The organism is Streptomyces sp. NPDC056479 (genome assembly GCF_042795335.1).
Taxonomy (GTDB): Bacteria; Actinomycetota; Actinomycetes; order Streptomycetales; family Streptomycetaceae; genus Streptomyces.
In genome coordinates, this window is sequence record NZ_JBHTRZ010000007.1 from 441,204 (window position 1) to 453,023 (window position 11,820).

11 protein-coding genes and 1 pseudogene are annotated in these 11,820 nt (G+C 70.0%); 4 read left to right on the top strand and 8 right to left on the bottom strand.

From position 1 onward, the window contains the following. Positions 1–7: 7 nt before the first annotated feature. On the bottom strand, positions 8–526 hold the full coding sequence (locus ACFQ6S_RS28320; RefSeq protein WP_383415527.1) for an Lrp/AsnC family transcriptional regulator: 519 nt from the start codon (positions 524–526) through the stop codon (positions 8–10). Positions 527–694: 168 nt separating this feature from the next. Here ACFQ6S_RS28320 and ACFQ6S_RS28325 point away from each other — a divergent pair, with 168 nt between their 5' ends. Beyond that, positions 695–2,134 (top strand): gamma-aminobutyraldehyde dehydrogenase, encoded by a 1,440-nt coding sequence (locus ACFQ6S_RS28325; RefSeq protein WP_383415530.1) that lies wholly within the window; start codon positions 695–697, stop codon positions 2,132–2,134. Between the two features lie 142 nt (positions 2,135–2,276). Then, positions 2,277–3,467 (top strand): PotD/PotF family extracellular solute-binding protein, encoded by a 1,191-nt coding sequence (locus ACFQ6S_RS28330; RefSeq protein ID WP_383415533.1) that lies wholly within the window; start codon positions 2,277–2,279, stop codon positions 3,465–3,467. A gap of 210 nt (positions 3,468–3,677) precedes the next feature. Here the strand turns inward: ACFQ6S_RS28330 and ACFQ6S_RS28335 are convergent, their stop codons facing one another. Genes ACFQ6S_RS28335 through ACFQ6S_RS28345 form a run of 3 tightly spaced genes read right to left on the bottom strand, consistent with a single transcriptional unit; the run spans position 3,678 to position 7,236 of the window. Further along, complete coding sequence (locus ACFQ6S_RS28335; RefSeq protein WP_383415536.1) at positions 3,678–6,026, bottom strand: ABC transporter permease; 2,349 nt, start codon at positions 6,024–6,026, stop codon at positions 3,678–3,680. Continuing rightward, positions 6,023–6,715 (bottom strand): ABC transporter ATP-binding protein, encoded by a 693-nt coding sequence (locus ACFQ6S_RS28340; protein WP_383415539.1) that lies wholly within the window; start codon positions 6,713–6,715, stop codon positions 6,023–6,025. The genes ACFQ6S_RS28335 and ACFQ6S_RS28340 overlap by 4 nt, the downstream gene beginning before the upstream one ends. Next, entirely contained in the window at positions 6,712–7,236 is a 525-nt protein-coding gene (locus tag ACFQ6S_RS28345; RefSeq protein ID WP_383415541.1) for a PadR family transcriptional regulator, read from the bottom strand. Before ACFQ6S_RS28345 ends, ACFQ6S_RS28340 begins: the two co-directional genes overlap by 4 nt. 189 nt (positions 7,237–7,425) lie before the next feature. Between ACFQ6S_RS28345 and ACFQ6S_RS28350 the strand changes: the two are divergent. Further along, positions 7,426–7,515 (top strand): annotated as a pseudogene (locus tag ACFQ6S_RS28350) (pyridoxamine 5'-phosphate oxidase); the annotation flags it as partial. Positions 7,516–7,904: 389 nt separating this feature from the next. Here ACFQ6S_RS28350 and ACFQ6S_RS28355 read toward each other — a convergent pair. The 3 genes from ACFQ6S_RS28355 to ACFQ6S_RS28365 are packed head-to-tail and all read right to left on the bottom strand — an operon-like array spanning position 7,905 to position 9,795. Further along, complete coding sequence (locus ACFQ6S_RS28355; protein WP_383415544.1) at positions 7,905–8,285, bottom strand: antibiotic biosynthesis monooxygenase family protein; 381 nt, start codon at positions 8,283–8,285, stop codon at positions 7,905–7,907. Further along, entirely contained in the window at positions 8,282–8,773 is a 492-nt protein-coding gene (locus ACFQ6S_RS28360; protein ID WP_383415547.1) for a DUF5990 family protein, read from the bottom strand. Before ACFQ6S_RS28360 ends, ACFQ6S_RS28355 begins: the two co-directional genes overlap by 4 nt. Before the next feature lie 8 nt (positions 8,774–8,781). Continuing rightward, complete coding sequence (locus ACFQ6S_RS28365; protein WP_383415550.1) at positions 8,782–9,795, bottom strand: alkylmercury lyase family protein; 1,014 nt, start codon at positions 9,793–9,795, stop codon at positions 8,782–8,784. Positions 9,796–9,879: 84 nt separating this feature from the next. On the opposite strand from ACFQ6S_RS28365, the gene ACFQ6S_RS28370 reads away from it, so the two are divergent. Next, positions 9,880–10,287 carry a heavy metal-responsive transcriptional regulator gene (locus tag ACFQ6S_RS28370; RefSeq protein ID WP_383415552.1) on the top strand — a complete coding sequence of 136 codons (408 nt, stop codon included), beginning with the start codon at positions 9,880–9,882 and terminating at the stop codon, positions 10,285–10,287. Between the two features lie 65 nt (positions 10,288–10,352). Here the strand turns inward: ACFQ6S_RS28370 and ACFQ6S_RS28375 are convergent, their stop codons facing one another. Beyond that, positions 10,353–11,714, bottom strand: a complete 1,362-nt coding sequence (locus ACFQ6S_RS28375; protein ID WP_383415555.1) for an MFS transporter — start codon at positions 11,712–11,714, stop codon at positions 10,353–10,355. Positions 11,715–11,820: the final 106 nt, after the last annotated feature.

Genomic DNA, 11,820 nt, shown 5'->3' on the forward strand with positions numbered 1-11,820 from the left:
CTCACGGTTATCGGGTTCCCCACATGTAGGTCTGCTTCTTGAGCTTGAGGTAGACGAAGCTCTCCGTCGAACGCACTCCGGGGAGGGCCCGGATGCGTCGGTTGATGACGTCCAGGAGGTGGTCGTCGTCCTCGCAGACGATCTCCACCATGAGGTCGAACGAACCGGCGGTCATCACCACGTACTCGCATTCGGACATGGCGGTCAGCGCGTCGGCCACGGACTCCACGTCGCCCTGGACGTTCACGCCGACCATCGCCTGCCGGCGGAAGCCCACCGTGAGCGGGTCCGTGACGGCGACGATCTGCATGACGCCCTGGTCGAGCAGCTTCTGGACGCGCTGACGCACGGCCGCCTCGGACAGGCCGACGGCCTTGCCGATGGCGGCGTACGGCCGACGGCCGTCCTCCTGGAGCTGTTCGATGATGGCGAGGGAGACGGCGTCCAGCGTGGGGCTGCCGCCGTTCCTGGACTCGCGGGAGTCCCTGTGCTCTGCGCTTCGACTGGCCACGACGTCACTGTGCACGACGTCTCGACAGTTCCGCAAGGTCGAGGCGATGAAATTCGTTGTTTGCGTGACTGATGCCTGCGGATTTCGCAGAAGTGACACCAGTGGGGGTGTTGAAAACGTGAGCCTGCCGATTAGGGTGGGTGTCTCAGAGAATGGACAGTTCGACCTGACAGGAGGCCGGCAGTGAGCACCGAGCTGCGTCGTCTGCGCAACTACATCGACGGTGAGTTCCGGGACGCCGCCGACGGACGGACCACCGAGGTGGTCAACCCCGCGACGGGCGAGGCGTACGCGACCGCGCCGCTGTCCGGGCAGGCGGATGTGGACGCCGCGATGGAGGCCGCCGCCAGGGCCTTCCCCGCCTGGCGTGACACGACCCCCGCCGAGCGCCAGAAGGCCCTGCTCAAGATCGCGGACGCGTTCGAGCAGCGGGCCGAGGAGCTCATCGCGGCGGAGGTGGAGAACACGGGCAAGCCGACCGGGCTGACCCGCTCCGAGGAGATTCCGCCGATGGTCGACCAGATCCGCTTCTTCGCGGGTGCGGCGCGGATGCTCGAGGGCCGCTCGGCCGGTGAGTACATGGAGGGGCTGACCTCCATCGTGCGCCGTGAGCCGATCGGCGTCTGCGCGCAGGTCGCGCCCTGGAACTACCCGATGATGATGGCCGTATGGAAGTTCGCGCCCGCTCTCGCGGCGGGCAACACGGTCGTCCTGAAGCCGTCGGACACCACTCCGGCGTCGACCGTCCTGATCGCCGAGATCATCGGTGGCATCCTGCCCAAGGGTGTCTTCAACGTCATCACCGGCGACCGTGACACCGGCCGGCTGATGGTCGAGCACCCGACCCCGGCGATGGCCTCCATCACCGGCTCGGTGCGGGCGGGCATGTCGGTCGCCGAGTCGGCGTCCAAGGACCTCAAGCGGGTCCACCTGGAGCTGGGCGGCAAGGCGCCGGTCGTCGTCTTCGAGGACACGGACATCGCCAAGGCCGTCGAGGACATCTCGGTCGCCGGCTTCTTCAACGCCGGGCAGGACTGTACGGCCGCCACGCGCGTGCTCGTCCACGAGTCCATCCACGACGAGTTCGTGCAGGCGCTCGCCAAGGCCGCCGCCGACACCAAGACGGGGCAGCCGGACGACGAGGACGTGCTGTTCGGCCCGCTCAACAACCCGAACCAGCTCAAGCAGGTCTCCGGGTTCATCGACCGGCTGCCGGCGCACGCCAAGGTCGAGGCCGGCGGCCACCAGGTCGGTGACAAGGGGTACTTCTTCGCCGCGACCGTGGTGTCCGGGCTGAAGCAGGACGACGAGATCATCCAGAGGGAGGTCTTCGGTCCGGTCATCACCGTGCAGTCCTTCGCCGACGAGGCGCAGGCCGTCGAGTGGGCGAACGGCGTCGAGTACGCGCTCGCGTCTTCGGTGTGGACCAAGGACCACGGGCGCGCGATGCGGATGTCGAAGGTGCTGGACTTCGGCTGCGTGTGGATCAACACGCACATTCCGCTGGTCGCGGAGATGCCGCACGGTGGGTTCAAGAAGTCGGGCTACGGCAAGGACCTCTCGGCGTATGGCTTCGACGACTACACGCGGATCAAGCACGTGATGACGTCCCTGGACGCGTAGGGATCGTGTTTCGGCAGCCCCGGACGGCTCAAGTGCTGTCCGGGGCTGCGGTGTTCCTGATCGACAACCTGTCCGGCGGGTGCCGTTCCGCTCGACACGACGTCGATTGCCCGGCCGCGGTCGGCGGCGGCATGCTGCGGCAATGGCCCTCCCGTCGAAACGCCCCTCGCCGTCCCGCCGGACCCTGCTGCGCACGCTCGGTGCGGGCGCGCTGGTGGGGGGCCTCGCCGGCTGTGGTGTGCCCGCCGCCTATGTGCCGCCCGGTGAGCGGGCCGCTGCCGATCTCTCCGCCAGCGACAAGCGGCTGACCTGGGCGAACTGGCCGCTGTACATCGACACGGACGACGAGGACACGACGCGTCGGCCCACGTTGGAGGCGTTCGAGAAGCGCACGGGCATCTCCGTCGACTACGTCGAGGAGATCAACGACAACGACGAGTTCTTCGGCAAGATCAGCCCCTCCCTGATGAACCACCAGCGCACGGGCCGCGATCTCATCGTCATCAGCGACTGGATGTGCGCCCGGTTCGTACGGCTGGGCTGGGTGCAGGAGATGGACCGGGCGCGGCAGCCGAACGTGACCAAGTACCTGGACCCGCTGCTGCGTTCACCGGCCTTCGACCCCGGACGGAGGTTCACCGTGCCGTGGCAGTCCGGCATCACCGGCATCGCGTACAACCGCCGTCGGCTCGGCCGCGAGATACGCCACGTCTCGGAGTTGTGGGCGAGCGACCTGAAGGGCCGGGTGACGCTGCTCTCCGGTCTGGACGAGGCCTTCGCGCTGCTCATGCAGGGCAACGGCGTGGACATCACCCGGTGGACGGCGGACGATTTCCACACCGTCTGTGACCAGGTCGAGAAGCAGGTCAGCAAGGGGCAGATCCGCCGCTTCACCGGCAACGACTACATCAAGGACCTGGCCGGCGGCGACGTCCTGGCCTGCCAGGCGTACTCGGGCGACGTCATCCAACTCCAGGCCGACGACCCGGACATCCGCTTCGTCGTCCCCGAGGAGGGCGCCGAGCTGTGGTCGGAGTCCCTGATGATCCCCAACCTCGCCCGCCACAAGACCAACGCCGAGCGGCTGATCGACCACTACTACGAGCCCGAGGCCGCCGCCGAACTGGCCGCATGGGTCAACTACGTCTGCCCGGTCCCGGCCGCCCAGGACGTGCTCGCCTCGGCCAAGGACGAGGAGACGGCCGCCCTGGCCGAGGACCCGCTGATCTTCCCGGACGCGGCGATGCGCGAACGCCTCGCCGTCGCACGGGACATCACCTCCGGGGAGCGGGTGGCGTTCGCCAAGCGATGGAACGCCATCGCGGGGTTGTAGGACGGCACGCGACCTCGTGTGACGAGGATGTCGGCACCAAGATCACGACGCTTCTCAGAGGTGACGGCGCATTACCATCCCCTTTCCCTCCGGGGGCGGCGGACGGACGCGGGAACCCTTGCTGGACCGCTGATGCCGAACTGGCTCGTCTGCATGCAGGGGTGGGCTCCTCCTGGCAGGAGGAGCCCACTTCGGGGGATGTGTGAGGGGTTATTCCGTGCGCAGGCCTTCCGGGCGCATCATCCGCAGCAGCGGCGGCAGGCTCAGCAGCGTGACCACGCCGACCACGGCCGCGCCCATGCCGGTCATGGTCAGGACGCTCGTCCAGTCCATGACCACCGGTGTACGGGTCATCTTCAGCAGCACCGAGCCGAGGGTGATACCCACCGTTGTGGCCAGTGCGAGGCCGAGTCCGACCGGGAGAGCCGTCTGCCACAGCACCGACAGGCTCAGCGTGCGGCGCCGGGTGCCGAAGGCGACCAACGCGGAGAGCAGCTTCCTGCGCTCGCGCAGCTGCTCCAGCTGGGAGACCAGCAGACTCGCGCCGATCAGTGCCAGCACGAAGACGGAGCCGACGAGCAGACCGGTGCGGATGGAGGCGTACTTGTCGTTCTCCTCGGTCGCCGACCAGCTGTAGGTGTGTGCCAGGGGGTCGATCCGGGCGACGACGTTGCGTATGTACTCCCGTGAGTCCGGCACCGACGGGTCCAGACGCAGGTAGACCCCGTTCGAGAACAGCGCGGGCGCGGCCTTGGCGGGCAGGGCGGCGGAGGTGACCAGCAGACTGTTGTCGTCCTGCAGTGAGTCCTTGCGCGCATCCACCACCCGCACGTTCGCCGGAACGGTCCAGGGCGCCTCGATGCCGCGTTCGGTGGAGTCGCCGTACGACGGGTCGATGTAGAGCTGCCGACCGGGCTTCACCACGGCGATTTCGTCGGCGTTGCCGGGGGAGGCGTAGTGGCTCCTCGTTCGCGTGACGAACACGTCGCCGTCCTTGCAGGAGGGAAGCGTGGCGAGTTCGCGCAGGGCGGTGCAGCTGCCCACGGTCAGGCCGTTGGTGTTCTGCGGGTCGCGACGCGAGTCCCCGTACTGCGAGCCGGCCAGGGCCACTGCGGCCCGTACCCCCTTGGTGCCGGTGAATTCGCGCTCGACACCGGACAGCGGCTTGCGGTCGCTGAAGTCGACCTGTAGCTGGACCCGGCCGGGGTCCTTGCCGGTGGCCTTGGTGTACTGGCTCTGCGTTCCCGTGAACAGCATCTGCAGGGCGATGGCTCCGGCCACGGCGACGGCGATGCCGTTGACCATGCGTGCCGCGGTTCCGCTGCTCAGCTGCAGCCGCCGTACCGCGAGTTGCCAGGAAAGCGCGCCCTTGCCGAGGCGGACGACGACCGCCTCCACGACCCAGGGGAGCAGCGCGGTGATGCCGATCAGCAGCAGCAGCACACCGCCGATGACGAGGTACTGGTTGAAGTCGCCGTTCTTGCGGCCCTTGCCGATCATCGGGTAGAGCATCGCGAGGCCGGCCAGCGGCGGCAGCAGCCGCCACCACAGCCGGCGGCTGCGCTGCTTGGCCGCGCGCACGACGCCAAGCGGTTCCACCACCACGCCGCGCATCGCGAGCAGCGTGACGAGTACGGCGGCGACCGGGACCGCGACCGCGACCAGCGCGGCGAGCACCGGGGAGGGATCGAGGTAGCTGGGCCAGACGCTCACGCCCAGCACCTCGGTGGAGCCCAGCGTCTGACGGCTGAGGAGGAAGAAGCCGGTGCCGAAGACCAGGCCGAGCAGGGCTCCGGCGAGTGCTTCGCCCGCCGCGATCCGCCGGGTCATGTGGCTGTCCGAGCCGACCAGGCGCAGCGCGGCCAGCCGGCGGTCGCGGCGCTCGCCGCCGAAGCGGACGGCGGCGGCGATGAACACGGCGACCGGGGTCAGCAGCACCACGAACACGACGAGGACCATGAGCAGCAGCACCGGGTCGGTCTTCTCCGGTGTCGCGTCCGGCTTGCCATACTCGGTCAGCCGGTGCACCGGGGAGGAGTCGGTGAGTTTCAGCCCCGAGGCGCCCGCGTAGTAGGCCAGTTCGTGGGAGCCGATGAGTCCGCTCTCGCCGATCGTGCCGGTGATCTTGTAGGGCAGCCGCTCCCGCAGCAGCTTGGCGCCGTCCGAGGCGAGCAGGTCCTTGAGCGCGGGGGAGACCACCATCTCGCCCTTGCCCGGGAAGCCGTCGACTCCCGGGGGCAGCGGAGCCCGCTTGCCCTCGGGCTCGACGAGCCGGCCGCGGACGTCCTCGTCGTGCCAGATGGTGTCGGTGTCGGCGATCAGGAAGGTGTTGCCGGCCTTCGGCGGGGTCTTTTCGGAGTACGTGTAGTCGAAGCGGGCGTCCTCCACCTTGTGGCGGGCGGCGAACACGTTGGGCAGGGCGGTGCACAGCAGGAGCAGAGCCACGCCGAGGCCGACGCCGACGGCGGTGAGCGTCATCCGCACCCAGCCCTCGCGTCCGCCGGTGACGGCGAAACGGGCCCCCACGGCCAGGTCTCTGGCCCACTGGCGAGGACTCATACGGCGCGCTCCATGTCGCGGGACTTGCCGTCGCGGACGACGATCTCGCGGTCGGAGTATGCGGCCACGCGGGTCTCGTGGGTGACGAGGACGACGGCGGCGTTGGTCGCACGGGCCGCCTCGGTCAGCAACTCCATCACGCGTTCGCCGTTGAAGGAGTCGAGCGCGCCGGTGGGTTCGTCGGCGAACAGCAGGCGCGGTCCGGTGACCAGCGCGCGGGCCACGGCAACGCGCTGGCCCTGACCGCCGGAGACCTCGCCGGGACGCTTGGCCTTGAGGTCGTCGACCTCCAGGCGCTCCATCCAGCCGAGCGCGGTCCGCTCGGCGTCCTTGCGGGAGGAGCCGTTCAGCCGCAGCGGCAGGGCGACGTTCTCCACACAGGTCAGCTCGGGCACCAGCTGACCGAACTGGAACACGAACCCGAACTCGGTGCGGCGCAGCGCGCTGCGCTGGGCATCGCTCAACCTCGTCACTTCACGCCCGTTGTAGGCGATCGACCCGGAGTCGGGCGGCACGATACCCGCGAGGCAGTGCAGCAGCGTGGACTTGCCGGACCCGGAAGGGCCCATGATGGCGACGACCTCGCCGGGGTGGATGGAGAAGCCGGCGCCGTCCAGCGCGTGGGTCGGGCCGTACGCCTTGCGCAGGTCGTGCGCAATGAGCAGGGAACCGGGGGGAGAAGTCGTCATCGGGTTACTGCCTCACGGAGAGTGTCGAGTCGGGCGGCGGTCAGCTCCAGCCAGCGCAGGTCGGCTTCCAGGTGGAACAGGGCGTGGTCGCAGATCAGTTGATCGGCCAGGTCGCCCTTGCGCTTGCGGTCGGTGAGGATCCGCATGCTGCGCAGATGCTCGGAGCGCTGGGTGTCGAGGATCTCGGCCGCGTCGCGCCGGGTGAGCAGGGCGAGGACGACCTTGGTGTAGAGGGTCGACTGGAGGTACGGCTCCGGCTGCTCCGGGGTCGCGAGCCACTTCTGTACGTTGGTGATGCCGGCGTCGGTGATCGCGTAGCGCTTGCGCTCGGGACCGCCGCCCGCCTCGATCCCGTCGACCTCGACGAGACCGTTCTTCAGCAGCCGGGACATCGTCGAGTAGACCTGGCCATAGTGGAGCGGCCGGTCGTGACCGAACTTCTCGTCGAAGGCCCGCTTGAGGTCGTAGCCGTGGCGCGGGCCGGACTCCAGGAGCCCCAAAAGGGTGTGACCGATGGACATGACCCGCACTATACATGCCGTGTATACGCGGCATGTATACATCGAGTGTGCAGGTCGTGGCGAGGCGTACGACAGTGCAGGTGAGGGAGCCGGGAATTCCGCCGAGGTTGAGGTGCCCGAGGCGTGACCGGCGCTGCACGTTCGCGGTCCAGGACCTGCTCACGGGTCAGGTCCTCGAGGACCAGGTACGTTTCCCCGCGCGGCGGCCCCGCCGGGTTCGTCGCCGCCCTGGACGCACGGACGGTGGCGATACCGGATGCGACGCCGAAACGGGGCCTCATCCGCCGCAGTTCCCACAGCGAACGGCGGTCACCTAAGGGACCTGGGCACTGTTGACGGCTTTGCGGGCCGAGTACAGCGACGCCATGAAGAAGAAGGCCGGGCTCTATTTGATCTCAACGGCGGCTGACCTTGCGGACGTTCATGCAGCGTGGCACCGGCCGCCGGGGGCTCCCTGGACGGCGCGGTCACCAGCGCGCCGATCGCGGCGCCCAGGTCCAGCGGCTCGCGCAAATCGCGCCGGGCCATAGACGTCGTACGCCGTCTCGGCTTCGCCGTACGGCCACCGCCGCCGTTTCTTACGCGCCGCATCCAGCCCGGCGCGGCGCGCAGCGCGGCGCCTCGTTGCGAGCTCGTGGCGGGACGATCGCCGAGGTGACTTCGGTCGGTCAGCCTGCTGTCGGGCCCTGCGGGACCATCGCTCGCACGAACCCGTGACTCCGCTCCACTTTCGCCACATGCAGCGTGTAGCTCTCGTACCACTGGGCTCGCCCGCGGTCCTGCGCCGCGCGGTGCTCGGCGTTGCCCCGCCACTCCGTGAGGGCGTCGGCGTCGCGGAAGTACCCGACGGTGATGCCCAGCCCGCCCGGAGTCTGCGCGTGGTCCATCCCCAGGAAGCCGGGGACGTCCTTCACCAGCTCTTCCATGTGTGCGGCGGTCTCGCTGTAGCCGCTCTGGTCCTGGGTTCGCACCGTGGTGAAGACAGCAACGTAGTAGGGGGGTTCATAGGCCTCGACGGGTGTGACAGGCACGTCCGAGTGATTGCTCATGGCGCCACCGTACTGTTTGCAACTGGCCCCGCTGTCCAGGTGATTCGTGGCGGTATGACGCGTGCGCACAGCGGTCCACCGCGGCCGTCGGTCAGGCCGAGGCGGCCGACCAGGAGGCCGGTGCGCGCGGAGGCGTCGAGAATCTCGTCGGGTACGGCGTCGAGCATCAGCTTGGCGCGGCGGAACATCGTGAATGTGCCGGAGTCGTCGACGGTGCCCCAGGACAGGTAGATGAACCTCGCTCCCGGACGTCCCTGTACATGAGGGCCCTTCACGTCGGTGCCGTCCGGTGTGGCCGCCGTGGTGCACTCCAGGGTCCAGGTCGCGGAGGCGGCATCGCCGGGCCGCGGGTCGAGCAGTTCGGCGGGCCGGTCCCGGCGTTGCACGGCGACGTGGATGTTGCGGTACTCCGGAACGGCGTCGCCGGTGAATGCTTCGGGCGGGCAGGTGAGGCCGGGCAGGTCGACGGCGTCGATGCGGATGCGCATGCCGGCCATCATTCCCTCCCTTGGTCGTGCTCGTGTGTCTGCTGCGGCTCGCTGACAGCCGCCGGCTCCAGCAGGTCACCGAAGATGGACCGGCCCAGGGCTTCGGCGCGGGTCCGGCCGATGGCTGCACCGGTGTAGTCCGGGTGCTGCTCGGCCCAGGTGCCGGCGGTGCCGCGGCCGGCGAAGAAGTTCAGGGCGCCGCAGGCGACTTCGGCGGCGGGGCCGGTGCAGGAGGAGCGCTGGCCGACGTAGACCACGGCCGTCGCGGGCTGCCAGGTCATGTGCCCGCCGGTGGAGGTGACGGTGACGGCCTCGCCGGTGACCGGGTCGGCCGAGGTGATCACGGCGTCGGTGCCGAGCATGTCCGGGATGCCGAGTGCGTCGATCGCGCACATGGCCCACACCTCGGGGCCGTCGGCGAGCCGGAGGCGGTGGACGGTGGGGGTGACGGAGAAGGGGTATGCGGCCTGGATGCCGTCCTGCGCGTCGAGGGTGAGGAAGTCCTCGGAGGCCAGTTCGGCCAATATCTCGCCGGGTCGGCGGCCGTAGTCGCACGTCACCTGTTCCAGGTCGGCGGCCGCAGGTGCCCGGCCGGTGCGCGCGAAGGATCGCAGGACGGCCTGCTGCACGGCGCGCAGCCCTCCGGCCACCGGCGCCGGCCGACCGCGGCCACTTCGCACCGCCGCGTCCAGGGGCAGGCAGTCGCCGTCTTCGTCGGCCTGCGCCAGGTCCAGGACGCGGCGCAGGTCGGCCACGCTCGGCGCCCCCTCGGTCCGGCCGTCCCGGGTGCGGTACAGCCGGCAGGAGACAGAGGCGGCTGCAGCACCGGGCACCGCGAAGGGGTCGGCGCCCTCGATGAGGACGGTGGGGGAACCGGCCATACCCACCCTGGCGGCCTGCGCCTCATCGGCGACTTCGACCACGTCCACCACGGCGGCCCTGCCGTCCAGCGCCTGGCAGATCCGCTCCCGCGCCAGCGGTGCGCTGGGGCAGTCGGGCACTGTCAGTAGCGTGATGCGCATGGCCGCGTCCTCCCAGGTCACTGCGGATGCGGCCGACGCTAGACCTTCCAGTGCGCTGGAAGGTCAAGGCGTAGCCTCGGCTGTATGCGTATCGGAGAGCTGGCCGCGGCGAACGACCTGACGCCGAAGACGCTCCGCTTCTACGAGCAGGCCGGACTGCTGCCTGCCCCGCCCCGCACACCGGGCGGCTACCGCGACTACCCGCCGCAGACCGGCACCCGGCTCGCCTTCATCCGCGACGCCCGGTCGGCCGGCCTCACGCTCGCCGAGATCCGCTCGGTCCTCGCGCTGCGCGATTCGGGCGAGGCACCGTGCGCTCACGTCACGGACCTGATCCAGCAGCACCTCGCGGACATCGAGCGGCGCATGGCCGAGCTGCGCAAGACCCGAGCCGCCCTTCGCGGCCTGGCCGAACGCGCCGCCGTGACCGACCCGAGCACGTGCACCGACGCGGACATCTGCAACATCATCGGAGCCCCTGCGGACAGGTGACAACCAGGGGCCGTCACCCTCCTGTGCCCTCCGGGTCCGTGAGAGAGACCGAACCTCAGCGAACCTCAGCCCTCCGACGCCCCCGCCGTCGCCGCGACCGGAGTCATGGCCGGGGCGTCGCCGCGCCCGACGCGCCGGGCGAGCGGGACGAGGGCGATGGCCACCGCGCCGAGCAGTCCGGCCAGGGCGAAGGTGGTGAAGCCCCAGCTCTGGTTGCCGCTGGTGGCGAGGGTGCCGATCAGCCAGGGGCCCACGACGGCTCCGGTGCGGCCGACTCCGGTGACCCAGCCGAGTCCCGCCGCCCGCTCGCTGTCGCGATAGACGGTGTTGGTGGCGGCGTAGACCATGACCTGCGCGCTGAACAGCCAGACACCGGTGACGGCGACGACGACGTAGGTGAGCCCCAGGGGGAGGTGGGTGCTGAGCAGCAGGGCTCCGACGGCGGTCAGGACGAACCAGATCGCCGAGACTCGCACCGCGCCGAACCGGTCGGCCGTGCGGCCGGCGATCAGCAGGCCGACGATGCCTCCCGCGTTGATGACCATGAGGAAGCTGACCGAGGAGGTCAGGCCGTAGCCCTCGGCGCGCATCATCTGCGGCAGCCAGGTGCTGACGCCGTACACGAGCAGCAGACCGCTGAAGGAGGCCAGCCACAGCAGCGGGGTCGCCCAGCGCGACCCCGGGCGGAACAGGTCCCGTACGGCGGCCAGGCGGCCCTGCGCCCCGGCGGCGGGCGCGGCCGCGGCGGTGGGCCGGGGGAGGCCGTAGCGGTCGGCGACGGCATCGGCCTTCGCGCGGTCCCCGCGTGCCAGCAGCACGCCGGGGGACTCCGGGAGCAGGCTGAGCAGCAGCGGTACGGCGATGAGGGCCGGGAGTACGCCGGCCCAGAACACCCAGCGCCAGCCCGCGGCCGGGGCCAGGGTGAGTCCGAGGCCGGTCGCCGCCATGCCGCCGAAGTGGTACGACGTCATCAGCAGTCCGGTGGTCAGGGCCGCCCGGCGCGGCGGCGCGAACTCCATGACCATGGCCAGGCACAGCGGCATCAGACCGCCGAGGCCGAGCCCCGAGACGAACCGGCCGGCACCGAACAGGCCCACGCCTCCTGCCAGGGCGCAGATCGCCGAGCCGACGGAGAACAGGGTCACGCTGGAGACCAGCATCAGCCGCCGCCCGAGCCAGTCGGTGAGGTTGCCGGCCGTGAGCGCGCCGATGAGCATGCCGAACGTGGTCCAGCTGCCGATGGTGCCCGCGGTGGCCGTGGTCAGCCCGAGCCCGGAGTCGTCGAGCATGTGCGGCATGACGGCGCCGTAGATGTTGACGTCCATGCCGTCGAAGAACACGGCCAGCCAGCACAGGGCGAGGACCGGGAAGACGGTGCGGAAGGTGTGTGGCGGACGGGGTGCGGCGGACGTGGGTCGGTCGTTCATCTGCGTCCTCGGAGATGTTGACGGGGCCCGGAGCAGGAGCGGAACACAAGCCCTTGTTCGTCAGGTGAAATGTGGTTCACTTGGGTGGCCATGAGTCTCGGGGCGC